Genomic DNA, 26,018 nt, shown 5'->3' with positions numbered 1-26,018 from the left:
AAAGATACTAACCGTTATATTACATTGCATTCTGTGATATGCATCATTGTTTCAATCTGAGATTTTGATAATTCTATTAATTAGAAATCTTAATCGGTACATTTATATTTATGTATCATTTATATGTTTTTACATCATTAGGTGTAACAGATGGACACTCCTGTTTCACGCAGTGCACTATATGGAAAGCTAACAAGACCTTTATTTCGGTCTTTAGAATCTGCGACAACGTTCTGTAAATTGCGCGCTAATCCTTATGTCGAACTGATACATTGGTTGCATCAGCTAATACAACAACCAGAGAATGATATTCACAATGTACTTCGACATTACCAAATAACTTCTGCTGATGTTGAGACGGCGTTAATTCAGCAATTGAATATATTACCTTCCGGCGCGAGTGTAATTAGCGATTTTTCCCACCACATCGATCTTTCTGTTGAGAAAGCCTGGATGTTGGCAAGTATCCGCTTTGGTGATCAAAAAAATTCGTAGTGGTTGGTTACTACTTGCCTGGTTAACCACACCAGAATTATATCGAGTGTTAAAAAAGATCTGTGCGCCACTAGCTGCGCTGCCGGTAGATGAATTGTTAGATATTCTTCCATCTTTAATCACATCATCTCCTGAAATAACAGAAATGCCATATGACGGTTCGGATTTGAATTCTGCTGTTCCGGGGGAAGCAAGTCAGGTATTTCCGAGCGAATCAGCCGGGAGCAAATCCGCATTGGCGAAATACTGCCAGGACATGACAGCACTGGCGCGTGAAGGTGGTATCGATCCGGTCACCGGTCGCGGGCACGAGATCCGTACCATGACGGATATTCTACTGCGTCGTCGCCAGAACAATCCCCTGCTAACCGGTGAGGCCGGCGTTGGGAAAACGGCAGTGGTGGAAGGATTCGCGCTGGCGATTGTTAAGAGTGAAGTGCCGCCTTCATTGCGTAATGTACGGCTGCTGTCGCTGGATGTCGGGGCGTTGCTAGCCGGGGCGTCCATGAAGGGCGAATTTGAATCCCGTCTGAAGGCGCTGCTGGAAGAAGCTGCGCGCTCACCGCAGCCGGTGATTTTGTTTGTCGATGAAGTTCACACCCTGGTGGGCGCTGGTGGTTCATCCGGTACAGGTGACGCCGCCAACCTGCTGAAACCGGCGCTGGCGCGCGGCAGCCTGCGCACCATCGGCGCAACCACCTGGAGTGAGTACAAACGGCATATTGAGAAAGATCCAGCATTGACCCGGCGTTTTCAGGTGTTACAGGTCGCAGAGCCGGAAGAGGTTGCAGCTGTTGAGATGGTCCGCGGGTTAGTCAACACGCTGGAAAAACACCATGACGTCCTGATCCTTGATGAGGCCGTGCGCGCCGCTGTACAGCTTTCTCACCGTTACATTCCGGCCCGGCAGCTACCGGATAAGGCCATTAGTCTGCTGGATACGGCGGCGGCCCGTGTGGCGTTGTCGCTCCATACCCCGCCTGCGAAAGTCCAGTATTTGCGTCAGCAGCTCAACGCTGCCGAACTGGAGCGGGAGTTGTTATTAAAGCAGCAAAAAATGGGTATCCGCGCAGAGCGGGGCGACACACTGGCGACACGGATCGCATCATTGAATACAGACCTTTCTGACACCGAAGAGCGCTGGCAGCAGGAACTGGAGTTGGTTCATACCTTACAAAAACAACGTTCAGCAGAACCTGACGAGCATGACGAAACCGCGTTGCAACAGTCGGAAGTGGCATTAAGAGGTTGGCAGGGCGAAAACCCCGTCGTTTTCCCGGAAGTCAATGCGGCAGTAGTCGCCGCCATTGTCTCCGACTGGACCGGTATTCCCGCCGGCCGCATGGTGAAAGATGAAGCCAGCCAGATTCTGGAACTACCCGCACGTCTGGCGCAGCGTGTTACCGGACAGATGGACGCGCTGGCACAGATTGGCGAGCGTATCCAGACCGCGCGGGCGGGTTTAGGTGACCCGCGTAAACCAGTAGGGGTATTTTTACTTGCCGGGCCGTCTGGTGTCGGTAAGACCGAAACCGCGCTGGCGTTGGCGGAATCTATCTACGGTGGTGAGCAGAACCTGATCACCATCAATATGAGCGAGTTTCAGGAGTCGCACACCGTCTCCACGCTGAAGGGGGCTCCGCCCGGCTACGTGGGCTATGGCGAAGGTGGCGTGCTGACGGAAGCCGTACGCCGTCACCCCTGGAGTGTGGTGCTGTTGGATGAAATTGAAAAAGCCCATCACGACGTCCACGAGTTGTTCTACCAGGTATTCGATAAAGGAGCGATGGAGGACGGCGAAGGTGTTCACATCGATTTCAAAAATACCACGTTATTGTTGACTACTAATGCTGGGGCGGAACTTATCAGCCAACTCTGTGAGGATCCGGCGCTGATGCCCGATTCGGCAGGGTTAAAAGAGGCGTTAATGCCAGAGTTACGCAAACACTTCCCGGCGGCTTTCTTGGGGCGTGTGACGGTTATTCCTTATTTACCGCTGGATGAGACGGCGCGTGGTGTTATTGCCCGCCTGCATCTTGGCAGATTGATGGATCGGATGGCGGAGCAGCATGGCGTTTCACTGGTGTATGGCGATGAACTGATTACGCATATTGTGTCGCGCTGCCCGATGCACGAAACCGGCGCTCGTTTGCTAATCGGCTATATCGAACAACATATCCTCCCACAACTGTCCCGATACTGGTTGCAGGCGATGACAGAGAAAACGGCCATCACGCAAATCCGCATTCGTGTTGATGACGATGAACAGGTTATTTTTGAAACGGATTAATGGAGCATCCTTATGGCAAAAGAATTAAGTGGCGCACTGTGGGTCAGTCGCTTTACTGGAAGTTCTTCCACCAATGATTTGCAGGGAGCTTTTCGTGCATCGGTTGATAATTTCTTGCACGCGTCTGGTAATGCGCATTCGAGGGGCCGTATTTCTGCAACATATCGTCCTCCTGCCAGAGCATATCTCATGCACTGGTCAATTGATGGACATTAAATATGACTTTTCGTTATTCGGCGTTGTGGACATTTCTGTTAATGATGTTCGCTTTCTGTGTTCAGGGGGAACCGCCTTTACCACAGGATGTGCAACATTTTCTGAGTAATGCGGAAATGTGCCAGCATTTTGCTGGTGAATGGGACAGTTCTTTAGCAGAGAAGGATAAAAGAGACATCGAAAAGGGGGGTGATACCTGGTGTCCTCCGGCGAAGAAATCACTCCCTGTACTGCGGGAAAAGTACAAAGAAAACAAAGAGATTATAAAAATACTCTCTGCGTATGATTTTTAAACTGTACCGTCGGACCACTCCCCTGGTGTCGTCGGCTGACTGATAAGGAAATGAAGGATTATGGCTATCAACAATAGCGCGCAGAAGTTATTGCCCGCAACCGAGCGCCCCGAGTGCAGATTGAGTATGACGTTGAGATTTACGGCTCCGAGAAAAAAATCGAGCTGCCGTTTGTCATGGCAGTGCTGGCCGATCTGGCCGGTAAACCACGTGAAGAGCTGCCATCGGTCACTGACCGTAAATTCCTTGATATTGATATCGATAACTTTAATGAACGTATGAAAGCCATCGCGCCGCGCGTGGCGTTTGCTGTCCCCAATACGCTGACGGGCGAAGGGCAGTTAATGGTCGATATCACGCTGGAGAATATGGACGATTTTTCGCCTGCGCAGATTGCCCGTAAGGTGGATGCCCTGAACCAACTGCTGGAAGCGCGTACACAGCTTGCCAACCTGCAAACATATATGGATGGTAAAGCGGGAGCTGAAAATCTGATCAATAAACTATTACAAGACCCGACGTTACTGAAAGCTCTGGCCAGCGCGCCAAAACCTGTCGCTCAACAGGAAAGTGTCTTATCAGGTGAAACGGGAACAGCAGACTAACTGCGATTTTATTAAGGAACTTTCATGGTAAACGATACTCTTCTGGCGACTGGCGACCTCTCTGCTGCGCAAACCACTGCCTATCAGGAAACGGAATTTGATTCGCTGCTGGATAAAGCCTTCCGTCCCAAGACTCCTCAGGCTGCAAAGGCTGTTGAGGCGGCAGTTCAGACGCTGGCCCAACAGGCTCTGACAAATACGATCACTGTTAGTGATGATGCTTATAAAAGTATTGCTGCAATTATTGAGCAGATCGATTTCAAATTAACTGAGCAGATCAAACTAATCCTGAGTCATCCGGAATTTCAGAAACTGGAGTCCTCCTGGCGTGGGATGGAACATTTGGTTTACAACACCGAAACCGATGAAAAATTAAAAATCCGCTTTATGAACCTTTCGAAGGATGAATTGCGGAAAAATATGAAGCGTTACAAAGGGATCGCGTGGGATCAAAGCCCCATGTTCAAAAAGTTGTATGAGGCCGAATATGGGCAGTTAGGCGGAGAACCTTACGGTTGTATTATTGCGGATTATTATTTTGATCACACGCCACCGGATGTGGATCTGCTCGGCTCCATTGCCAAAGTGGCAGCCTCAGCCCATGCGCCGTTTATTGCCGGGGCCTCTCCGTCAGTGTTACAGATGGACTCCTGGCAGGAACTGGCTAACCCGCGTGACCTGACCAAAATTGTGACCCAAAACCTCGAATACGCACCGTGGAACTCGCTGCGAAAAAGTGAGGATTCTCGCTACATTGGCCTGACGATGCCACGTTTTCTCTCCCGTTTGCCTTATGGTGCGAAAACAAACCCTGTCGATGAGTTTGATTTTGAAGAAGATGCAGATGGCGCAGACCACAGCAAATATGTCTGGAGCAATGCCGCCTATGCAATGGGTGTAAATATCAACCGTTCTTTCAAACATTACGGTTGGTGTACGTTGATCCGTGGCGTGGAATCTGGTGGAGCGGTGGAAAATCTGCCCTGTCATACCTTCCCGACCGATGATGGCGGCGTGGATATGAAATGCCCGACAGAAATTGCCATCTCTGACCGTCGTGAAGCTGAACTGGCGAAAAATGGTTTTATCCCACTTATCCACCGCAAAAACTCTGATTACGCCGCCTTTATTGGCGCGCAGTCTCTACAAAAACCGCAGGAGTATTACGATCCGGACGCTACGGCCAACGCTAATCTCTCAGCTCGTTTGCCATATCTGTTCGCCTGTTCACGGTTTGCGCACTTCCTCAAATGTATCGTGCGCGACAAGATCGGCTCGTTCAAAGAGCGTGAAGATATGCAGCGCTGGCTCAATGAATGGATCATGAACTACGTTGATGCCGATCCGGTGAACTCCTCGCAGGAAACCAAGACTCGCCGCCCGCCTGGCAGCTGCCGAAGTGGTGGTGGAAGAGGTGGAGGGGAATCCGGGCTATTACGACGCCAAATTCTTCCTGCGCCCGCATTTTCAGCTTGAAGGGTTAACAGGATCACTGCGTCTGGTGACAAAACTGCCGTCAGTAAAACAGGGTAATGCCTGATTTTTATGAATATTTTAATGAATGATGCCGGGTAATACTCTGGGGGATATATGGCATATGTTTATGGACTGGTAGATTCATTGCAGGGCACTGACATGGTGGGAATGGCGGGGGCAGGAGACAGAAAGGAATGTGTGTTCTTAGTTCAGGTATATGCACATGTGGGGAATACTGGAGCCTGGAAGCAGGGGCGAAAGGTTTTTGGGGATAAATCGATCCCCAGAGGAACAGCAATTGCCACTTTTGTTAACGGAAAGTATCCCTCGAGGCAGAATGAGCATAAGCATGCCGCTTTCTATCTGGAACAGGATAGTCAGTATATTTATGTTATGGACCAGTGGACAGGTAAAACCACGAAAGTCTCTGCACGCCCTATTTCCCGAAAAGGTGGAATGCGCAGCGATGGAACATATCCTGATGCCAGTAATAATGCGGAAGCTTTTTATATTATTGAGTAGAGGATAGATTCAATGGGGACACGTTTTATTTTTTCTCTGTTGTTGGGTTTTATGTTGTTTTATTCACAATTTGTTACTGCGTGGGAAGTCAGTTGCCCCGTGTTTATCAATATAAAATCCTCAACAACAGTACTGGAGCCAGATATATCTGCATCGTGGCAGAGATCTTCCCGCTATGAACCCCGTCTGTGGTTGGACGGGGTAGGGATGTCGCAGGGAAAACCTGAAAATCGGGTGGATCTAAAACCAGAGACAGAGACAATAAAGGGTGAAACCAGGCAAATATGGGATACCACAATGGCCAGTAATCAGAATAGTGAACGTTACTGGGTTTCCTGTATTTATAACCATGGACAGGTTTGGTTATCACAACCGGTCCCTGCATTGGCGACACAGTGCCAGGCATCTTCTTTGCCGGGGCAGCGGGTACTAGGAGAGTCATCGGTATCTGTGACATGTAAATAGAAGTAATACATTCATTTTGTGAATTAATGACGTGCCGGTATCTCATTACCGGAAATTATACAGCCTTCTATTCTTCTGAAATTAAGGAGAGGGGGTTCTGTACGGCCATGGTTTACCTGAATTCATATGCGAAGATAAACCAGGGATTATTTTAAGTAATTCTTAATAAGGAAATGAAAATGGCTTATGACATTTTTCTGAAAATTGACGGCATTGACGGCGAGTCAATGGATGACAAACATAAAAATGAAATTGAGGTGCTGAGCTGGCGCTGGAATATCCACCAGGAGTCCACCATGCACGCAGGTAGCGGTCTGGGATCTGGCAAAGTCTCCGTGACTAACCTGGAGTTTGAACATTACATCGATCGCGCTAGCCCGAACCTGTTCAAATACTGCGCCTCTGGTAAGCATATTCCGAAGTCCATCCTTGTCATGCGCAAAGCAGGCGGCAATCCGCTGGAATACCTCAAATATACCTTCACTGACCTGATTGTGGCTGTTGTTTCCCCCAGTGGTAGTAAGGAGGGTGAGATCGCCTCCCGCGAGAGAGTCGAACTATCTTTCAGCACCGTGAAGCAGGAATACGTGGTGCAGAACCAGCAGGGTGGCAGTGGCGGCACTATCACGGCAGGTTACGATTTCAAAGCTAACAAAGAAATTTAAGCAATATTTTCCCGGCCAGGTATATAGCCTGGCCGGTTTTTATTATTTGATTTTAAAGGAAATTACAGTGAATAAATGGCGTAACCCCGGTGGGTGGTTATGTGCGGTAGCTTTGTCTTTTGTCTGCCTGCTTTCCGGGTGCAGCATTGACAGCGACGATGTGCCGGAGCTGATGTCACAAAGACTCGATCTGGTGGTTAAGGCTTCCGATAAGGTGAATCCTGACAATCAGAAAAAAGCCGCGCCCATAGAGATACGCGTTTATGAACTGAAAAATGATGCAGCTTTCATAGCGGCGGACTGGTGGTCCCTTCAGGACAATGACAAAGCTGTTCTTGCCGATGATTTACTCCACCGCGACAGCTTTATCTTGCGCCCGGGCGAGGAGAAAAAGCTGCGTCGTGCTCTCAATAAAGAAACCACGGCACTGGGGATCCTCGCCGGCTATCGCAATCTGGGAAAATCAGTCTGGCGGGCCACGTATAAAATTCCTGATCCCCCGGAAAAAAGCTGGTACAGCCGCTTTATGCCGAAGAAAAAAGTCGAACTGGATGCCGGTATAGAGCAAAGCGCTATAGTGATTAAAGAACGGGATGAGTAAATTATGAGTTGGAATAACCGTGTGGTCTGGAGTGAAGGACAATTTTTGCTGCCACAGATGTTTCAGCAGCAGGAACGCTATCTGGAACATATCATTCATTACCGCAGTTTGCCGCTTTCGCCTTTTTTCTGGGGCTTTAGTGAATACGGCATTGATAGTGAGGCGCTGAACATCGGAAAACTGGTACTCACGAAGGCTTCCGGAGTGTTTGCCGACGGTACGCCGTTTAATGCGCCGGGTCACACACCACTACCGCCGCCTCTGACCATCCTACCAGAGCACCTTAACCAGTTGATTTATCTGGCAGTGCCAATACGTACGCCGAACAGTGAAGAAACCAGCTTCGGCAATAACCCGGAATCACTGGCACGCTTTTCGGTGCATGAAAATGAAATCCGCGATGCCAACTCTCTGGGGCGCGGCGCACAACTGTTGCAACTTAGCCACCTGCGTCTGCGACTGTTGCCGGAAAAGGCGGTGACAGATGCGTGGATCGGTTTGCCCCTGACGCGCATTACGACGATACATCCTGATGGACGCATCGAGCTTGACAACGATCTGATCCCGCCGGTGGCAAATTACCAGGCAAGCGCACTGATATGTACGTGGCTGTCGTGGATCAACGATTTGATAAAAATGCGCGCAGATTCACTGGCGCAACGGTTGACGGGCAGCGATAAACACGGCCATGAGGCGGCAGAGGTATCGGATTACCTGCTTCTGCAAATTCTCAATCGTTTCGGCCCCTTACTGATTCATATGGCGAAAACGCCGCTGTCGCCAGAAGTGCTCTATCGGAACCTGTGTGAACTGGCTGGGGAACTCTCTACCTACGTACGGCCACAGACGCGCCGTCCGGAAGAATATAAAGAATATAAGCACCTGACGCCCTATGCCGGGCTGAAATCGGTAGTGGATGAGGTGCAGTACCTGCTGAATGCTGTGCTGATCCGCGGAGCGCAGCGAATCACTCTGGAGGAGGGAACTTACGGTATTCTCAATGCGGTGGTTGAGCCTTCCGAACTGTCAGATTTCAGCTCATTAGTGTTGGCGGTGAAGGCGCATATGTCCGCAGATACCTTACTGCAACATTTTTCGGCCCAGACCAAAATAGGGCCGTCCGAACGCCTGCCGGAATTGATTCGCTCGCACCTGCCGGGTCTTGCTTTACAGGTATTGCCGGTGCCGCCGCGTCAGATCCCGTTCCAGGCTGGCTACATCTATTACGACATCCGCCGCGACGGTGTGCTGTGGGAACATATCGCCCGCTATGGCGGTATGGCGATGCACACCGCCGGAGAATTTCCGGGGCTGGAGTTGGAGTTGTGGGGAGTTCGCGATAAATGACCGACGAGATTCTGACGCCACCTGCGGTGAATACCCTGTCATTCCAGCCATCAGTGGGTGGCACAAAGCCGCCTGATAATGACATCCAGGACAGCCTTCGTGGGGAAGATATCAAGGTGGTGGTTGAAGATGGCCCGGATATGAAGCTTCGTCTGGCCGAAATTACTGCTGCCGTGAATCCTCTACTGGCAGCGGCCAGCCCGTTGCTATGCGCACTGGCGCAAATGCCCCGCGAACTTTCCCCAGGTTTTGTCGAACATTACCGTGTCTTACTGGAGCGTGAAGTTCGTAGATACCAGACGCTGTGTGATCAGGCAAACCTGCGCCGCGAACATGTGCTGGCGGTGCGCTATTGCCTGTGTACGTCGCTTGACGAAGCTGCCAACAACACCACCTGGGGGCGTCGTGGTGTTTGGGCTGGAAAAAGCCTGCTGGTTACTTTTCATGGCGAAAGTGAAGGCGGCATCAAGCTATTTCAGATAATTGGGCGTCTGGCCGCAAGTTTCCAGGAGCACAGCGATGTGCTGGAAATCATATACCACATTCTGGGGCTGGGTTTTGAAGGCCGCTACAGCGTTCGGCCCGACGGGCGTAAGCAACTGGACGATATCCGTCAGCAATTGTTGACCCAATTGGTCCAGCGCCGCGATCCGATAACGCCGACGCTCTCTCCGGGGTTTACCGGTGCCGTCAGCGGACGGATGCGGCGGATGCGCCGGATGCCGGTCTGGCTGAGTTCAGGAATAGCTCTGCTGGTGATGCTGACGGTGTTTGGCCTTTATAGCCACCGGATGAATCTCGCCACCGAAACTGTACAGCAGCGTATCGACTCCATCGGTAAACACCTGCCGCCACCGCCCGTTCCGGTGCACAAACTGCGGCTGAAAATCCTGCTGGCGAACGAAATCGCGCGTGGCCTGCTAACGGTTGAGGAAGATGAGCACCACAGTCGGGTGGTATTCCGTGGCGACACGATGTTTGTACCGGGGCAGAAAACCGTGAATGACACGTTGCGCTCGGTGATTGATAAGGCCGCGCGGGAGATTGCACGTGTGGGCGGTGCCGTGACGGTGACCGGCCATACCGACAGCCAACCGATCCACTCCGCTGAGTTCCCGTCCAACCAGGTGTTGTCGGAAAAACGTGCGGCAGAAGTAGCTTCGTTGCTGACATCCGGTGGCGTTCCGGCCAGCCGGATTCGGGTCGTTGGTAAAGGGGATACTATGCCGGTGGCTGATAATAGTACTAAAACTGGACGAGCGCAGAATCGCCGGGTGGAAATTCTGGTGGTGGAGTGAATTAATAATGGAAAAGCTAGAGTGTAATGCGTCTAACCATTCGCCAGTGTGGGGAGTAACAGAATTTATATTCTGGAAACTGGCGCCTAAAAAATGGGGGGGAGGCGTAGCATTTGGGCGTTATTTTAAAGATGGTTGGGTGAAGCATAACTGTCTTTTGATCAATGCAGCTGCAAATGCCTGGCATTTACCTGCCCCCTTACTTGCTGGAGTTTGTTGGATTGAAGTAGGGGGAGATCCTCAGATTATAGACACGCTGGCATTTGAATTTCGTGCTATGAGTTGGAGTGGGCCTGAATGGGTTGATGAACATATCACAATCGCTTCGAAACCAGAAAAAACTTCTTTTGGTGCGGTGAGTATGCAATTGCGAACTGCAGCCAGAACACTCGGGCTTGATGGGACTAAAATGGACAACTCTCAGTTGCGTGAGCTGGCAAATTGTCTCCAGCATGATGTGTTTAATATACAATTAGCTGCAAGACATCTTTATCAATTGGCTGAAAAAGATGGTTTTCAGGTATCCTTACCTCACCTGACAAAAGAACAAATAAGAATTATTGGAGCTTGTTATAATCGAGGTGTTTCCCTTAGTCTGGAAAAAATAAAGGAAGATACCAGCTGTGGCGATTTTATTATAAATAACTGGTTACATTTCTCTAGTTTATTAATAACTACCTGGAAGTCTTCATGAGAAAAATAATTCAGATATCAGGGTGGTTATTATTTATTATGGGATTGGTCACTATCATGCTTTTTTCCGGGAGTGAGTACCAGTGGATGCAGGATATGGACCCTTCAATAACAGCATTACCTCAGGGAAACGGAAATAGAGATGTAATCAGAAAATTAATTTATTCTATTTCAGTGGCTATTCAGATTGTTCTTTATTTTCTTTCAGTATCGCGTACAGGAAAGGGATTTTCAGCCCTGGGTATTTTGCTATTACTGATTACCGCATGGAGCTCTGAACAATAATGCAAAAATTTCTCAGTCTGCTGTTTTCCCGCCGCACACTGGCCGTTGTCGGCGTGGTGGTGCTGGCGTTGCTGGTCTGGTTTATCGGGCCGCTGGTGGCGTTTGACACCTTGCATCCGCTTGCGTCCGTGGGTAGCCGGGTAGTCACTATCGTTCTGTTACTGATGTTCCTTGCACTGTGGCTGGTTAATTGGTCTATGAGCATCATTGGCGTTACGGTTCTGTGCCTGGTTATCGGCTTTGTCTCACCGTTGCTGGCCTTCGGTGATGTTCATCCATTTGCGCCGCTGTGGCTGCGTCTGACGCTTATCGGCCTGATCCTTCTGTCTTATACGCTGTATGGCCTGTACCGATTGTGGCGGGCGCTGCGTCTGGATGAACAACTGCTGCGCCGTTTCCTGCATCCGCGCGGGGAAGATGTTCCGGTGGCAGGGGAAATTAAAGCCGACTTACGCACCGTCAGCCATATTGTCACTCGCGCTATTCGGCAACTGAAACAACTGCGCGTAGACTTGCCGGGCTGGCGTAAGGTACTGGAAGGAAAACGCTTTCTGTACGAACTGCCTTGGTTCATGATTATCGGTAGCCCCGGTGATGGTAAAACTACCGCGCTGCTTAACACCGGGCTACAGTTTCCGCTGGCGGAGCAGATGGAGCAAACCGCGCATATCCTCACAGTGCCGGGCGGCGGCACGCTGCACTGCGACTGGTGGTTTACCAACGAAGCGGTGCTCATTGACACCGCCGGGCGCTATGCTCGCCACGATGACGGCGGTGAAATCAGTGCGACCCAGCGCAACGCCGGGGAATGGCAGGGGTTTCTGGGGCTGCTGCGTAAACACCGTCCCGGCGCACCGCTGAACGGCGTTATCCTGACGCTAAACGTGGCGGATCTGACCGCGCAGTCCCCGGCGGAACGACTGGCTGCCTGTGCGGCTCTGCGTGCGCGGCTGGCTGAACTGCGTGAGACGCTGGGTATTCGTTTCCCGGTTTATCTGGTTGTCACTAAGATGGATCTGCTGCCGGGCTTTACGGAGTATTTCCGTGGGCTGACCAGTCACCTGCGTGCCCAGGTCTGGGGCTTCACCCTGCCATACAGCCGCAGGCGTCACGCCAGCGATCCGCAGTCGTTGCATGCGCTCTGTGGCCAGGAACTGGCAAATCTGACGCTGCGGCTGGATCAGGGGCTGGATACCCGGTTGCAGGAAGAGTACGACCTTAAAAGCCGTCAACGGCTCTACCGCTTTCCGCGCGAATTTTCCGCGCTGGGCGCGCCGCTGCTGGAAGCCATTGAACAGATTTTCCTCGATTCAAAATTTGACGCCACTCAGCTTAACAACACCCTACGCGGCGTATTTTTTACCAGCGCCGCACAGGCGCAGGCAGACGCGGTGGCCGATCAGACGGGCATCTGGCAGCGCTTTGTCCGGGCGATCAAAGGGAAAGTGGAGTCACCTTTTCATACCTTACCGGACGGCAACCGCAGCTATTTTCTTCATGACCTACTGACCCAGTTTATCTTCCGTGAAGCACACCTGGTGGAGCCGAATCTTCAATGGGCCTGGCGTTATCGCCTGCTGCGTACTGGCGGGCATCTGCTGGTACTAGCGTTGGCTTTCTGGTTGTGGCAGGGAATGCAGGGCAGCCAGCAGGGTAACAGCGGCTATCTGAATGAAATCGCCAGCCGGACGGTCCAACTGGATGGTGACGTCAAAGCCTATACCGGAAAACCTGCTATGCAGCCTGTCCCTGTCCTGTTGAACCAGGCGCGGGCGCTCACTGCCTGGCCGGGGCTGGACCCGGACTCACCGCCGCTGGCCTGGCGTTATGGGCTTTACAGCGTTCCGCCAGTGATGGAGAGCGTGGCATCCTTGTATGACCGCCTGCTGGACCAGCTCCTGTTGCCGCCACTGGTGAAGCGCATGGAATATGTGCTTTCAGGTGCCATTGCTCGTCAGGATAGCAAAGCCGCGTATGACGCTCTGCATGTTTATCTGCTGCTGAATCTTGATAAAGACCACGAGGACAAATACAACGCAGCGGAGATCCACACCTGGGTACTGAACGATCTGGAAAACCGCGATAGCGTGGCGGAGTTCGGCGGCCGTGCAGCGGTGCTGGAACATATCGACGCCCTGTTTGACGGCAGCCGCGTGGTGCATTCGCCTTATGACAAAGATGAGGGACTGATCCGCATGGCGCGGGCTTTCCTTGACGGTCATACCAGCACCGAGCGTATCTATACTCGAGCCCTGGCTTCCATGGAGAGCGAAGCACCGCAGGAGTTTTCGCTGGTTCGCGCGGTGGGCGCGGATGCGGGGACGGTTTTTGTCCGCACGGATGGCGCGCCACTGGATAGGGGCGTGCCCGGCATCTTTACTCGCGAAGGCTACCGGGAACTGTTCGACAAACGGCTGTCGGAGTTTGTCGCCTCCGCATCAGCGGACGACGCCTGGGTAATGGGCCGGGAAAACGCGCAAAAAAAAACGACTGATATTGTGATGAGCCAGTTGCCGGGGCAGGAACTCCCGGTTACCCGTGAAGTACGCCGCCTGTATCTGGCTGAATATGCCCGCCGCTGGCAGGATTTTCTGGCTAGTATTCACAGCATCAACAGTGCCGGAGAAGACGGTAGTCCCGGACTGGCGTATGACCTTCAGGTGCTTCGCACACTGGCCTCGCCTGACTCACCTCTAATGCGCCTGAGTAAAGCGGTGGTGGAGCAGACCACGCTGGTACCGCCGCTGGATGCGCAGGCCAGACAAAAACAAATGGCCCAGCGCGCGCAGGACCGGCTCTCCGGTAATGCGGGTAAAGCAGTGCAGACGGCAAAGCTGTTGCAGGATATCCACCCGGAAGAGCGGCTGGAAAAATCGCTGGTGGATGACCGTTTCGCCGCTCTGCGGGAAGTGGTTTCCGGGCGGACGGACAGTGGACAGGGGGGCGGGGCGCCGCAGTTAAATTCGCTGCTGACGATGCTCAATGAGTATTACACCCAGCTCACCATCGCCGACAGTGCATTGGCTGCGAGCACATTACCGGGCCGCATTTCGGCGGCGGATAAACTACAACTGGAAGCGGCAAAACTGCCCGCACCGCTGAAAAATATTCTGCTGGATCTCACGCAGCAGGGAACGCGAAAGATCAACGCCGGCACCGGTGAAGTGCTGAACGCGCAGATGGAAGCGGTGATCGGCGATGAGTGCCGTGATGCCATTGACGGGCGCTACCCCTTCACCGACAGCCCGCAGGAAGTCAGCGCGGACGATTTTAACCGTATCTTTGCTAGCGGCGGTGTGCTTGATGCCTTCTGGACGAAGCAACTGGCCCCGCTGGCGGATACCGCCAGCAACCCGTGGCGCTACAAACCGACCGAAGGCAATATGACCTTACAGGGACCGGACCTGATGCCATTTCAGGAGGCGAAACAGATCCGCAGCGTTTTTTTTAATGGGGAAGGCGGGAAAAAGTTTTCTTGGGCGATGCAGGTCCGCGTCGTGGATATGGACCCTGCAATCACTGAACTGGTGATTGATATCGACGGCCAGGTGCTGCGTTACGCTCATGGCCCGGTCAGGCCGCTAAAAGTGAACTGGCCGGGGCCGCGTAACGGTTCAATGGCAGAAATCACCGCCAGCCCGCGCATTCGCCAGGACACCTCGACGCTACTGACTAATGGACCGTGGGCGCTGTTTCACCTGCTGGATGCGGGTAAGGCGCAGGAGACGGCGGTACGGGGAACACAGCAGGTGGAGTACAGCTTTGACGGGCGGCGGGTGGTGCTGGAAATCACCGCCGGACGAGACTTTGACCCGGTGGATCGCGAGCTGCTGCAAAACTTCAGTTGCCCTACGAGGATTCTCTGATGCGCCGCGCTACGGCAGTATCGGCCCCGGCGATGTTCGGCAGGCTGCCAGACCAGCGGGACTACGTACGCTGGCGGGTGAGTGCGAACGAAGGGCAGGTGTGGCAGGCGTGGCTGAACCAGCAGACGTGGCTGGGGCAGGGGCGGCATATTGTTCTGCCGGAAGGAACGGATGCTGCGAAGGCCGGAATAAATGACGGTTGGATGCACCTGTCACCGCGTGAGAAAACGGCGCTGCCGGAACACCACCCATTGCCGTGGAGTTTTGTCCTGTCGCCGGGATTTTTACCCATTGGCGGGCGTGATGAGTGGCTGACCGGAGTATTGACCGCATCGCGAGACAGTACGGGCAGACCGTGGCCGCTGGTGATTTACCAGCGTGCCGGGCGAGAATGGCTGGAAGAGAGCCTGGATGACACGCAGGGCTGGCTGTACTGGCTGGCGCAGTTGACGGCAGCTCATGTCTCACCACAGACAGAACGTTGCGGGCGACTGATGGAGCAGGCCGACCAGTTGTGGGCGCTATGGCGACCGGGGCCGCGCTGGGCACAGTGGTTGCGCGGCTTGCGACGTGTACCGCAGCGCAGCCGGGAACTGACCGACCTGCCGGACGCGCCGGTAGTGGAGCTGCCCGGTGTGCGTCATCTGCCGTGGCCGGGTTGGCCGGACAAAATGCTTGCGCAGGCACAGCAAGGACAGGGCTGGTTCTGGCAGCAGAACAGCGAAGGGCGGTATGTGGATGCGCTGCGGTTGGATATCCGGCAGCATTAAAAATAATCAGATGAGGAGTGAATCATTGGTTCTTATGATAAAGCCTGTAATAACGCTGGTGTAGTAAGGTTTGTACAGCAATATCTGAAAGAATGTGAATTAATCGCTAAACAACTTGATGTGCCCGTAGAAAATATCCTGGGGCTTGCCGCAAAGGAGTCCTTTTACGGACAGGGTCGAATCGCGACAGAATACAATAACTATTTTTCCATGCATGGTCCGACACCTTTACAGTCAGGGCAGGTTCACCCGCTGGGGAGTAATAAGGTTTGGGTTGCCACTTATACCTCTTTTTCAACTAGCGGAAAGTCCTTTGCAATCCGATTTGGTAATGCGGTCAGAAATAAAAAATCTCCGGAGCAATTTGCGCAGGCATTGATTGATTCTGGTTTTAATTCAGGTAAAAACAGTAATGGCGGCCATACCGGTTATGCTAGTGAGTTAGTGGGGGTGATTAATATGGTTAAGCGGAGAATAACATGTCCTGTAAATTAATATTAGTATTGCTTTTCATGGTCGTGTCCGTGAATTGTTGTGCTGAAATTCTTATCAGGAATGTGCCGCGGTTTGATCTAACGAATGTTAACCAGTCAGGTCTTACTGAAACACAGACGCAGGCATTATTGGTTTTTTCACTAAAAAATGAAAAATATAATGTGGAATTGTCTGGGGTTTTTCTTGACGGTTCTCTGAAGGATAAAAAAGGTAACCTGTTTCATCCTGGGTATTTTAGTTTTGGGGTAGGTTATAATTCTCCTTCCGCCGGTGCGACAGATGTGTGGGGACTATTTTCAGTTAGCCCTGTAACTGGTGATATATGGGAAGAGTATTCATGCAGGAGAATCTCATTTTCCGCGCTGCAAAAAATACAAAAAGGAATAATGAAAAAAACCGGAGCAACGTTTGCCAGTGAAGTGGTTCAGCGCCGGGGGCTGGGTTGTACGGATGAGTAGTACATGTCATGGAATTGCCTGCCGTGACCGTGCTGGCTAGCAAAAATGTTAACGCAGGCGCAGCAGGGGCATGGATGGTTCTGGCAGCAGAACAGCAAGGGGCGGTATGTGGATGCTTTGCGACTGGAGAAAAAATAATGTGCCCACGAATGCTGAGAATAGCTATACAAAAATATGACGATAAACGTGCAGATGGGGAAACAAATATACCCATGAACTTCAAGTTGATTGCTATCTGTTTACTTCAGGCTACCCTTGGTCCCATCTGCGTTGGTGGGTAAGCAAGCATCTTCAGGTTTATTGGATATATAGCAATATAAGGAGGTGAACATGGGTAACTCTCAGGATGAGGCTATTCAGCAGGCATACGATGCTTATGACGACTTAATGCTGGATAAACGATATATCAGGGACAATGATGCTTGGGGAGATTTAAAAATTGACCGTGAAAATGGTGCAATCTCATTGTTGCTCAGATGGAAATATAATTGGATAAAAAGATGGGATGCAAAAACTGATTGGACAGATATGGAGAAAAATGCCTTTCATGGGAAAGTTATTTTTGTCATTAATCAAACATGGAATAATAAGATTTTTTTATCCGTTTCTGGGAAGTCTGAGTTTGTCAGTAAGTTTAATGGTAAGGATTTATCTTTCACAATAGAAATAATTCAGACTGATCGGCATGGGTATTGGGATGTGGTGGTGTTTAAAATTGATAATGATGATCCAAATAGTTTTCGTCAGAGTTCCATTGTCTGGAATAGTCGATACGTTGAACTTGACTCTAAAGATATAGTTGCAGCAGCTAAATGCCTTGGTTCATCAAAAAATTTGCCATGAGCAAATAGGGCTGTCTCACGAGCTTGGGCATATTATTGGATATCTTACTGATGAATACTATAGTGATGATGCAGATAAAGCAACTACACCATTCTCTGGGGACGCCAGTGCGTTAATGAATATTGGTATGGAACTGCGCTCTCGTTATATGGGAAATGTCATTGAGCGGTTAAATAGAATGGTTCCGGGTTCTAATTTTTTTGTGAAAAGCGTAAAAAAATGAAACTAATATACGCTGTGATTATTTTTTTGATAGTGGGTGGGGCGAAAAATAGCATGCCTGATATTCCTGTACATGCTTATCTGAATGCGAGTGGTGTGTATAATAGAGTTGAAGAGAATGTTCTATTAAATAACTATGGTCAGCCAGCGTATGAATTTATAAAGCCTCGTTATAAACTTGTAGGCGAATATTATATAGAAATTGAAAATACCTATCGCTCAACAAATCCTGAATTCAGAAATATCCCCATCAAAGAAATGTTTTGGCATTTGCGGGGGGATTTAAATCTGACATGTTTTTTTCATTATAAAGATGGACAGTGGCGGGTTATTTCTTATTTTTTCTGGCAGCCGGGCGCTAAATTCTAATCCGATATTAAAGGAATAAATATCATGAGTTTTGTATCTACGGGTAATAAATCTGGCAGTAACGGTGGGCCAGCTATCTCCACGCCACTTATAGCCAGAGAAAGTGGTGGTATAAGCCCTGGTTCAGCCGCAACCGATGTATCTGGTGCCGCCGAGGAGATGGCAGAACAGGCAGTGGCGGACCTGTTTGGTGCGTTGCCGGAACCGTCAGGTCTGGTTAAAGCCGCAGTAGCTGCTGCGCAGGCTGCCGCTGCAGCAGCAGGGATATCGGATATGGCTGGTGCAGTTCAGGATGCGGCGGCGTCGATTTCTGCCGGTGGACCGGGCGCGCATAACGTCACAGTAAGTGGTAGTGCGGTGCCGCCGCAGATGCTTTTGTTTGCAGGCATGAATGGTTCGGAAGGGCTTGGGAATCTGTTTTCCTACACAGTACAGCTTAAAACGCCGGACGCCCTGAACCTGGGGTACGTTTCCCCCGCTGCTAACCTGCCGCTTCAGCCCATGGTGGGCAAAGACCTGTGCGTCAGTATCGAACTGGACGGTGGCGGAAAACGGTATATCAGCGGGCTGGTGACGGCGGCGAGGGTGGTCGGTCATGAGGGCCGTTCGGTAACGTATGAATTACGCATTGAGCCGTGGCTGAAGCTGCTGACCCACACCAGCGACTATAAGGCGTTCCAGAACAAAACCGTGGTGGAGATTCTCGATGAAGTGCTGGATGAATATTCCTTTCCGGTGGAAAAGCGGCTGGTGGAAAATTATCCACCCCGCGCCTGGCAGGTGCAGTATGGTGAAACCGACTTCGATTTCATCCAGCGCCTGATGCAGGAATGGGGGATTTACTGGTGGTTTGAGCACAGCGAGAACAGCCACACGCTGGTGCTGGCGGATGCCATCAATGGTCATAAAGCGTGCCCTGACTCGCCGCTGGTGGAGTGGCACCAGGAAGGGCTGAAACTGGATAAGGAATTTATCCACACCATTACGGCCAGTGAGAGGCTGCGTACTGGAAAGTGGGTGATGGACGATTTTGATTTTATGAAGCCTCGTTCGCTGCTTAAAAGTACCGTGGCCAGTCCGCGTGATACCGGTCATGCTGAATACGAGCATTACGAATGGCCTGGTGATTACTTCACTACGGGCGAAGGCGAGATGCTGACGCGCATTCGTATGGAAGCGCAGCGCAGCCCAGGCAGCCGGGCACATGGGGCCGGTCATATCCGTACCCTCATGACCGGGTACACCTTTACATTGATGAATCACCCGACGGCAGAAATTAATCAGGAATACCTGCTGGTACAGACCACGCTGTTTTTACGGGACAATGCGCAGCACAGCGGCCAGGATCAGCATTTTACCTATGTCACCACGTTTGAACTGCACCCAACCAGCGAAGTTTACCGCCCACAGCGAACCCTGAGCAAACCCCACACCAAAGGCCCGCAGAGCGCCATCGTCACCGGCCCGGCGGGGCAGGAAATCTGGACGGATAAATATGGCCGGGTGAAGGTGCAGTTTGGCTGGGATCGTTACGGTAACAATGACGAAAACAGCTCCTGCTGGGTCCGTGTCAGCTATCCGTGGGCAGGGAAAGGATTTGGCATGATCCAGATCCCGCGTATTGGCCAGGAAGTACTGGTGGATTTCAAAAACGGCGATCCGGATTTGCCCATCATCGTGGGGCGCACCTATAACCAGGACACGATGCCGCCGTGGGGGCTGCCGGGCATGGCGTCGCAGAGTGGGATATTCAGCCACTCATTGCAGGGAGGGCCGACTAACGGAAATATGCTGCGTTTTGACGATAAAACTGGTGCGGAAGAAGTGAAGTTCCACGCGGAAAAAGACCTGAATACTACGGTAAAAAACAATGAAACCCACACGATCATGGTCGATCGCACAAAAACCATTGTCAAAAATGAAACCATCAGCGTGGGAGAAGACCGTAATGCCACCATCACAAAAAATGATGGTCTTTCCGTCAAACTGGCTCAAACCATCAATGTCGGAACGACATATCGTCTGGATGTTGGCGATCAATTTACCCTTCGTTGCGGCAATGCAGCGCTTGTATTACACAAGGATGGCTCGATTGAGTTTTGCGGAAAACAACTTTTACTGCACACCAGCGATGTTATGCAACTCATTGGCAGTGGCATTGATATGAACCCGGATGGCGGAAAAGCCATTACTGCGGATGATATTGCCCCGTTATCCACTCCGGATGCTTCTGAATAAAAAATAATAAAAGGATTTTATCTATGACCAGCCTTTACCGTATTCAGGAGGGCAGCTTTGCCCTGCCTGAAACTTTTCTTGATCGCACCGTCAATATCTTCGTCCCGTCGGGCAATGAGAGGGCAACTCCCAGTCTGAATATTTCCCGCGATACGCTCAGGCCAAATGAAAATCTGACCACCTATATTGACCGCCAGATAGCCTTGATGAAAAAAACCTGGGCCAGCACCGGATACTTTCGCGGGGAACGGCACTGGCGGGAACTGGCGAAGCTGCCATGACAGGTGAACAGATTCTCGCAACTCATCGTTCTGGAAAAACAGAAGTGTACCAGCGTCAGGCCGGGTTTATCACCGGGCCAGCAAAGGTACTGGTGTTGACGCTGACCAGTCAGCGTCCTTTTGATGAGCACACCGACCAGCTATGGACTGCATGGTTGACCAGTTTTCAGCCTGCTAAAAGCTAAAAAAACAGGGAGGTTTTGTCATGTATGAAGCCGCACGGGTGGATGATCCCATCTACCACACCAGCGCCCTTGCCGGGTTTTTGATAGGGGCCATCATAGGTATCGCCATTATTGCCGTCGCCAGCTTTGCTTTTGTTACCTGCGGCTTTTTGGCTGGGCTGATTTTGAGTTTTCTGGCTGATCAGATAGCTTCCGGAGTCCTGCAACTGGGAGAAGCCATCGGGCGCTCGATACATTCCACAGTGGGAAAAATTCTGACCGGTTCTGATAATGTCAGCACCAACAGTCGCCCGGCCGCCCGCGCCGTACTGAGTACGGTGATATGCGAAGACCATTCCCCGGAAATCCGCATTGCCCAGGGTTCCGGCAACATCTACATCAACAGCCAGCCAGCTGCCCGCAAGGATGACCACACTGAGTGTGATGCAGTGATTGAGGACGGCTCCCCCAATGTCTTTCTCGGCGGCGGTACGCAGACGGTACTGGAAATCAGCCCGGAAATCCCTGACTGGCTGCGTCAGGTGGTGGATGTACTGTTTGTGGTTGCCGGAATGCTTGGCGGACTTGCCGGAGCCGCACGCCAGGCGGCAAAGATGGGGTCGAAATTTGGCACAAAATGCGCGGCCAAATTTATTGGCGGCGAAATTACCGGGATGGCCGTTTCCGAGGTCGCTATGGGGTTGTTCAGTAACCCGGTGGATGTCACTACAGGGCAAAAAATTCTGCTGCCGGAAACGGATTTCACCCTGCCTGGCCGTCTGCCTGTTACCTGTTCGCGCTTTTATGCCAGCCACCTGGAAACTGAAGGATTGCTGGGCAGAGGATGGCGGCTGAACTGGGAAATAACCCTGCGAGCTGATGAGGAACATATCACTCTGATTGGCGGACAAGGTCGGGAGTTAAGTTATCCGAAAGCGATGCTGACACCGGGTCACCAGATATTTGACCCCGAAGAGCAGTTTTACCTTAGCCGCCTGCATGACGGACGCTATGTGCTGCATTACACCGACCGCAGCTACTACGTGTTTGATGAGTTTGATGACCACGGCGTCGCGCCATTACTTTTTATGGAGACACCGTACCGGCAGCGAATTGCTTTCGGGCGTGAGAACGGCAGGCTGGTGCGGGTGGCTTCCAGCAGCGGGCACCATCTGTTACTGCACCGCACAGTGACGCCGGCAGGGGAAAGACTTTCGCATATTGAACTGGTGAAAGGCGGGCGTCCCGGTAACCTGGTGGAATATCGCTACGACGATAACGGGCAACTGACTGGCGTGGTGAACGGGGCCGGTGTGACGGTACGCCAGTTTGCCTATGAAAATGGCCTGATGACAGAGCACCGCAACGCGACGGGCTTTACCTGTACCTACCGCTGGGAAGAGGATTGAGGGGTTTCCCAGAGTGGTGGAGCACTCGACCAGCGACGGCGAGGATTACCGGTTCCACTATGATTTTGCTGGTGGGCAGACGGTGGTAACCGGCAGGCCGGAGCAGAAGTGGCAGTGGTGGTTTGATGAAGATACGTATGTGACTGCTCACCGGACGCCGGGCGGCGGAATGTACCGCTTCACGTACAACGAAAACCATTTTCCCGTAGCGGTGGAACTCCCCGGCGAACGCAGGGTAACGCTGGAATACGACACCCTGAGCCGGGTGGTGAAAGAGACGGACGCGGCAGGCCGGGTGACGCAGACGCAGTGGAACGGCAGTTTTGATGAAATCACGCGCCGGGCGCTGGATGACGACCACATATGGAAGGCGGATTACAACGAACACGGGCAGGTGATACGGGAGACGGACCCGGAAGGGCGCGTCACGCGGTACGGGTATGATGAACAGGGGCTGGCGGTCAGCCGCACGGATGCGCGGGGCGGCGAGGTTGCGCTGGTGCACGATGCGCGCGGTCAACTGAGGCGTTACACCGACTGTTCAGGGCGCGCCACGGGCTATGAATACGATGAGGACGGCAACCTGACGGCGGTGACGGACGCGGAAGGGAAAACGGTACGCATTAGCTATAACCGTCTGGGGCTGCCGGAGACGGTCAGCCACCCCGGTAAACAGCAGGACCGTTACACCTGGAACGCGCTGGGGTTACTGAGCAGCCACCGTCGCATCACGGGCAGCGTACAGTCCTGGCAGTATACGCCGCGCGGGCTGCTGGCGCTCCATACGGATGAAGAGAAACGGGAGACGCGCTGGCATTATACCGCGGAGGGATGGATTGCCAGCCTGAGCAACGGCAACGGGGCGCTTTACCGGTTCAGCTACGACGGCGACGGACGGCTGACGGGAGAACAGCGCCCGGACGGCCTGATACGGATGTTTGTGCTGAATGCGGGCGGGTATCCGGTCATCATCCAGACGCAGGGCACAGAAGGCGGGATGCGTAATGAGCGGCAGGAGCGTGACGCGCTGGGCCGCCTGTTGCGCAGTGACACGCAGCACAGTACACGGACCTTCATCTACAACCGTCTTGACCAGATAACGGAAGTGACGCTCACTCCCACGGAGGCGGGGGAACGACTGCACCACATGCAGGCGGACAGGGTGCGTTTTGCGTATGACCGCAGCGGGTGGCTGACGGCAGAGCACAGCGTGCACGGCAGCATAAAGTACCGGCGTGACGCGCTGGGCAATCCCACCGACATTACCCTGCCGGACGGGCAGCATCTCAGCCATCTTTATTACGGCAGCGGGCACCTGCTCCAGACAGCGCTGGACGGTATCACGGTCAGTGAATATGAGCGTGACAGCCTGCACCGTCAGGTGATGCGCACGCAGGGGAAACTGGCGACGTTCAGCGGCTACAACGCCGACAACCGGTTAAGCTGGCAGCGCAGTCTGCCAGGCGGCAGCCAGAATCCGCAGCAGGCCGGTCAACCTCCGGCGCAGAACGACAGCGTGACGGCACGGGATTACATCTGGAACGCAGACGGAGAAGTCGGCGGCATCAATGACAAACTGCGCGGTTGCCTGGTGTTCAGCTATGACCGCAGCGGCTGGCTGACCAGCCGCACGGGACAGATGTACGACCATGACCATTATTATTACGACAAAGCGGGCAACCTGCTGACGGACGAGTATCAGGGAGCGGTGCCGGATAACCGCCTGCCGGGCTACGGGCGTGACCGTTACCGCTATAACGAATGGGGCGAACTGACAGAGCGCAGGGACCAGCAGCTGGAGTGGAACGCGCAGGGCCAGTTAACGCGGGTCATCAGCAGCAACAGCGAGACGCGGTATCAGTATGATGCGCTGGGCAGGCGCATCAGCAAGGCGACATATGGCCGCCATACGGACCAGAGGGAACAGCGGCGGACGACGTTTGTGTGGGAAGGGTTCCGGCTGTTGCAGGAGACAACGTGGCAGGGAAAGCGGACATACCTGTACGACGCGGAACAGCCGTACACGCCGGTGGCCGCCATCACGGGGCGCGGAGAGAGTCAAAAAATCTGGTATTACCACACGGATCTGACGGGCACGGTACAGGAGGTGACCGCGCCGGACGGGACGCTGGTGTGGGCAGGCTACCAGGCGGGTTTTGGTGAAAACCGGGGCGACATCAGCAACAGCGGGGCGTACTTTGAGCAGCAGCTGCGGCTGCCGGGGCAGTACTTTGACGAAGAAACAGGACTGCATTACAATCTGTTCAGATATTATGCGCCGGAGTGCGGGCGGTTTATCAGCCAGGACCCGATAGGGCTGCTTGGGGGATTAAACCTCTATAGTTATGTTCCAAACCCGTTATCATGGATAGATCCTCTTGGATTATCACCAGTAAGCCCTAAAACAATTCTATTCTCACAAGATAGTATAAATGGTGTTTTTGAAGACGGAAGAAATGTTAATGGGCTTATTCACAGACTTATAAATGACCCGTCATATATAAATCACGTTGAACCTATTAGAAAAGTTAGAATGCGGGATTTACCTGCAAATGTTCAGGAAAGATTGTTATCACAAGGTGCTCATAAAGATTCAGTCTTTACTTTAGATAATAGACGACTTTATGCTGCCAAAGCAGCCGGTGTATCGAAGATCCCTTCGAGATGGGCTACTCCAGAGGAATTGTCAAAAATTAATTTAGATCGAAGATTTTCAACTCAAAATGGCGGCAGAACAGTGAGGACAAGAGGTTGTGGCTAATATGATTGTAAAAGCACTAGAAACAAAATATGGTCAAATATATGGCCGAGATGCGTTGATTTTAACTGGAACAGAGTTAAATCTGTATCCATTTAACTTTACCATCAAAGCTTCCTTATCGTTGTCTGCCTGCAAACCTGCTATTAAAGATGCTTATGATGTAAGTCTCGAGGTTTTTATTAGCAAAATTGAAAAGTTATCTATATATAAAGTTGATGATTATCCTTTTGAGCAATATACTACATCAAGTTTCGATTTAGTAGAGGATATCCAAAGAGATGGAGTTCAGCACATAATTATCAGTACTTATGACCATGTGTTCGATATTATAGGGAAATATGAAATTAAATATTGTTAAATAATAAAAGGGGGCGGAATCAGCCTCGCCCCTTTTATTTATTTCTCGTTCAGTACACTAAACATCCCATCCCGCATCCACTTAACCACCTGTTTAACCTTATAAAGCTCCCTGCGCAGTTCCTGTTCTTCGTTGTTATCCGCAAGCAGGATCAGGCATCCAGGGAAAGATCATCAGAAGTACACTTTTTGTACTAAATAATTCGCATTTTATGTTTAAAAATTGAGATATTCCTCATTACCTGAAGCTGTTTTTTATTACTTATACATGATCAAATACTCCTTACATAATTAAGGAGAGCAAAATGGAACTTAAAAAAATTGATGGAACATATTTCTATTATTCCCGATTACAGACAAGCCTGGAAAGTGAACATAAATTATCGGATATTCTACTGTTGACTATTTGTGCCGTTATTTCTGGTGCAGAAGGATGGGAAGATATAGAAGATTTTGGGGAAACACATCTCGATTTTTTGAAGCAGTATGGTGATTTTGAAAATGGTATTCCTGTTCACGATACCATTGCCAGAG

19 protein-coding genes and 8 pseudogenes are annotated in these 26,018 nt (G+C 51.7%); 26 read left to right on the top strand and 1 reads right to left on the bottom strand.

Annotated elements, in window-relative coordinates; translation table 11 throughout:
• Window positions 1-150: 150 nt before the first annotated feature.
• The 25 genes and pseudogenes from tssH (at window position 151) to CRI63_RS05395 (ending at window position 25,485) form a co-directional block, all read left to right on the top strand.
• Window positions 151-2,785: pseudogene (tssH, locus tag CRI63_RS05510) on the top strand (type VI secretion system ATPase TssH).
• Between the two features lie 12 nt (window positions 2,786-2,797).
• Window positions 2,798-3,001: a hypothetical protein gene (locus tag CRI63_RS05505; protein WP_240725548.1), complete on the top strand. Its 204-nt coding sequence runs from the start codon at window positions 2,798-2,800 to the stop codon at window positions 2,999-3,001.
• A 2-nt stretch (window positions 3,002-3,003) separates the two neighbouring features.
• Entirely contained in the window at window positions 3,004-3,294 is a 291-nt protein-coding gene (locus tag CRI63_RS05500; RefSeq protein ID WP_135518761.1) for a hypothetical protein, read from the top strand.
• 60 nt (window positions 3,295-3,354) lie between these two features.
• Window positions 3,355-3,899, top strand: a pseudogene (tssB, locus tag CRI63_RS05495) (type VI secretion system contractile sheath small subunit).
• 24 nt (window positions 3,900-3,923) lie between these two features.
• Window positions 3,924-5,439 (top strand): annotated as a pseudogene (gene tssC / locus CRI63_RS05490) (type VI secretion system contractile sheath large subunit).
• 50 nt (window positions 5,440-5,489) lie between these two features.
• The gene (locus CRI63_RS05485) at window positions 5,490-5,897 is read left to right on the top strand and encodes a BPSL0067 family protein (RefSeq protein ID WP_042102253.1); all 408 of its coding nucleotides are present in this window, start codon (window positions 5,490-5,492) and stop codon (window positions 5,895-5,897) included.
• A gap of 12 nt (window positions 5,898-5,909) precedes the next feature.
• Window positions 5,910-6,362, top strand: a complete 453-nt coding sequence (locus CRI63_RS24815; protein ID WP_135518759.1) for an STY0301 family protein — start codon at window positions 5,910-5,912, stop codon at window positions 6,360-6,362.
• A 179-nt stretch (window positions 6,363-6,541) separates the two neighbouring features.
• A complete protein-coding gene (locus CRI63_RS05475; RefSeq protein ID WP_000312804.1) occupies window positions 6,542-7,027 on the top strand; it encodes an Hcp family type VI secretion system effector in 486 nt (161 codons plus the stop codon).
• 67 nt (window positions 7,028-7,094) lie between these two features.
• On the top strand, window positions 7,095-7,628 hold the full coding sequence (tssJ, locus tag CRI63_RS05470; protein ID WP_130218544.1) for a type VI secretion system lipoprotein TssJ: 534 nt from the start codon (window positions 7,095-7,097) through the stop codon (window positions 7,626-7,628).
• A gap of 3 nt (window positions 7,629-7,631) precedes the next feature.
• Window positions 7,632-8,975 carry a type VI secretion system baseplate subunit TssK gene (tssK, locus tag CRI63_RS05465; RefSeq protein ID WP_130209727.1) on the top strand — a complete coding sequence of 448 codons (1,344 nt, stop codon included), beginning with the start codon at window positions 7,632-7,634 and terminating at the stop codon, window positions 8,973-8,975.
• Entirely contained in the window at window positions 8,972-10,273 is a 1,302-nt protein-coding gene (tssL, locus tag CRI63_RS05460; RefSeq protein WP_135403849.1) for a type VI secretion system protein TssL, long form, read from the top strand. The genes tssK and tssL overlap by 4 nt, the downstream gene beginning before the upstream one ends.
• 7 nt (window positions 10,274-10,280) lie before the next feature.
• Window positions 10,281-10,967, top strand: coding sequence for a hypothetical protein (locus CRI63_RS05455; RefSeq protein WP_135403848.1), 687 nt, complete (start codon window positions 10,281-10,283; stop codon window positions 10,965-10,967).
• On the top strand, window positions 10,964-11,251 hold the full coding sequence (locus CRI63_RS05450) for a hypothetical protein (RefSeq protein WP_016233840.1): 288 nt from the start codon (window positions 10,964-10,966) through the stop codon (window positions 11,249-11,251). The genes CRI63_RS05455 and CRI63_RS05450 overlap by 4 nt, the downstream gene beginning before the upstream one ends.
• The gene (gene tssM, locus CRI63_RS05445; protein WP_135518757.1) at window positions 11,251-15,117 is read left to right on the top strand and encodes a type VI secretion system membrane subunit TssM; all 3,867 of its coding nucleotides are present in this window, start codon (window positions 11,251-11,253) and stop codon (window positions 15,115-15,117) included. Before CRI63_RS05450 ends, tssM begins: the two co-directional genes overlap by 1 nt.
• Window positions 15,117-15,887, top strand: a complete 771-nt coding sequence (locus CRI63_RS05440) for a TagF domain-containing protein (protein ID WP_135518755.1) — start codon at window positions 15,117-15,119, stop codon at window positions 15,885-15,887. Before tssM ends, CRI63_RS05440 begins: the two co-directional genes overlap by 1 nt.
• A gap of 120 nt (window positions 15,888-16,007) precedes the next feature.
• Window positions 16,008-16,382: a glucosaminidase domain-containing protein gene (locus CRI63_RS05435; RefSeq protein WP_240725983.1), complete on the top strand. Its 375-nt coding sequence runs from the start codon at window positions 16,008-16,010 to the stop codon at window positions 16,380-16,382.
• Entirely contained in the window at window positions 16,367-16,840 is a 474-nt protein-coding gene (locus tag CRI63_RS05430; protein ID WP_130218498.1) for a hypothetical protein, read from the top strand. Before CRI63_RS05435 ends, CRI63_RS05430 begins: the two co-directional genes overlap by 16 nt.
• 42 nt (window positions 16,841-16,882) lie before the next feature.
• Window positions 16,883-16,978, top strand: a pseudogene (locus tag CRI63_RS24260) (cytoplasmic protein); the annotation flags it as partial.
• 192 nt (window positions 16,979-17,170) lie between these two features.
• The gene (locus CRI63_RS05420; RefSeq protein WP_240782270.1) at window positions 17,171-17,683 is read left to right on the top strand and encodes a hypothetical protein; all 513 of its coding nucleotides are present in this window, start codon (window positions 17,171-17,173) and stop codon (window positions 17,681-17,683) included.
• Window positions 17,658-17,906: a hypothetical protein gene (locus tag CRI63_RS24255; protein ID WP_240782724.1), complete on the top strand. Its 249-nt coding sequence runs from the start codon at window positions 17,658-17,660 to the stop codon at window positions 17,904-17,906. Before CRI63_RS05420 ends, CRI63_RS24255 begins: the two co-directional genes overlap by 26 nt.
• A complete protein-coding gene (locus CRI63_RS05415; protein ID WP_089621603.1) occupies window positions 17,903-18,274 on the top strand; it encodes a hypothetical protein in 372 nt (123 codons plus the stop codon). The genes CRI63_RS24255 and CRI63_RS05415 overlap by 4 nt, the downstream gene beginning before the upstream one ends.
• Before the next feature lie 24 nt (window positions 18,275-18,298).
• Entirely contained in the window at window positions 18,299-20,512 is a 2,214-nt protein-coding gene (gene tssI / locus CRI63_RS05410; protein ID WP_135518753.1) for a type VI secretion system tip protein TssI/VgrG, read from the top strand.
• 23 nt (window positions 20,513-20,535) lie between these two features.
• A pseudogene (locus CRI63_RS24810) lies at window positions 20,536-20,978 on the top strand (DcrB-related protein).
• 20 nt (window positions 20,979-20,998) lie between these two features.
• Window positions 20,999-24,755, top strand: a pseudogene (locus tag CRI63_RS05400) (RHS repeat-associated core domain-containing protein); the annotation flags it as partial.
• Window positions 24,756-25,128: 373 nt separating this feature from the next.
• Window positions 25,129-25,485, top strand: a complete 357-nt coding sequence (locus tag CRI63_RS05395) for a hypothetical protein (protein ID WP_000635646.1) — start codon at window positions 25,129-25,131, stop codon at window positions 25,483-25,485.
• Between the two features lie 38 nt (window positions 25,486-25,523).
• Here the strand turns inward: CRI63_RS05395 and CRI63_RS24240 are convergent.
• Window positions 25,524-25,646 (bottom strand): annotated as a pseudogene (locus tag CRI63_RS24240) (toxin SymE, type I toxin-antitoxin system family protein); the annotation flags it as partial.
• 162 nt (window positions 25,647-25,808) lie between these two features.
• Between CRI63_RS24240 and CRI63_RS05390 the strand changes: the two are divergent.
• Window positions 25,809-26,018 (top strand): annotated as a pseudogene (locus tag CRI63_RS05390) (transposase family protein); the annotation flags it as partial.

Origin of the sequence: Escherichia sp. E2661 (genome assembly GCF_004745185.1) — a bacterium.
GTDB lineage: Bacteria > Pseudomonadota > Gammaproteobacteria > Enterobacterales > Enterobacteriaceae > Escherichia.
Note: the sequence above shows the minus strand (reverse complement) of the source record. Positions and strands in the feature narration are given on the sequence as shown.

Coding starts and splice junctions, on each gene's coding strand:
- CRI63_RS05505 (WP_240725548.1), top strand. CDS start 2,798: ATGGCAAAAGAATTAAGTGGCGCACTGTGGGTCAGTCGCTTTACTGGA.
- CRI63_RS05500 (WP_135518761.1), top strand. CDS start 3,004: ATGACTTTTCGTTATTCGGCGTTGTGGACATTTCTGTTAATGATGTTC.
- CRI63_RS05485 (WP_042102253.1), top strand. CDS start 5,490: ATGGCATATGTTTATGGACTGGTAGATTCATTGCAGGGCACTGACATG.
- CRI63_RS24815 (WP_135518759.1), top strand. CDS start 5,910: ATGGGGACACGTTTTATTTTTTCTCTGTTGTTGGGTTTTATGTTGTTT.
- CRI63_RS05475 (WP_000312804.1), top strand. CDS start 6,542: ATGGCTTATGACATTTTTCTGAAAATTGACGGCATTGACGGCGAGTCA.
- tssK (WP_130209727.1), top strand. CDS start 7,632: ATGAGTTGGAATAACCGTGTGGTCTGGAGTGAAGGACAATTTTTGCTG.
- tssL (WP_135403849.1), top strand. CDS start 8,972: ATGACCGACGAGATTCTGACGCCACCTGCGGTGAATACCCTGTCATTC.
- CRI63_RS05455 (WP_135403848.1), top strand. CDS start 10,281: ATGGAAAAGCTAGAGTGTAATGCGTCTAACCATTCGCCAGTGTGGGGA.
- CRI63_RS05450 (WP_016233840.1), top strand. CDS start 10,964: ATGAGAAAAATAATTCAGATATCAGGGTGGTTATTATTTATTATGGGA.
- tssM (WP_135518757.1), top strand. CDS start 11,251: ATGCAAAAATTTCTCAGTCTGCTGTTTTCCCGCCGCACACTGGCCGTT.
- CRI63_RS05440 (WP_135518755.1), top strand. CDS start 15,117: ATGCGCCGCGCTACGGCAGTATCGGCCCCGGCGATGTTCGGCAGGCTG.
- CRI63_RS05430 (WP_130218498.1), top strand. CDS start 16,367: ATGTCCTGTAAATTAATATTAGTATTGCTTTTCATGGTCGTGTCCGTG.
- CRI63_RS05420 (WP_240782270.1), top strand. CDS start 17,171: ATGGGTAACTCTCAGGATGAGGCTATTCAGCAGGCATACGATGCTTAT.
- CRI63_RS05415 (WP_089621603.1), top strand. CDS start 17,903: ATGAAACTAATATACGCTGTGATTATTTTTTTGATAGTGGGTGGGGCG.
- tssI (WP_135518753.1), top strand. CDS start 18,299: ATGAGTTTTGTATCTACGGGTAATAAATCTGGCAGTAACGGTGGGCCA.
- CRI63_RS05395 (WP_000635646.1), top strand. CDS start 25,129: ATGATTGTAAAAGCACTAGAAACAAAATATGGTCAAATATATGGCCGA.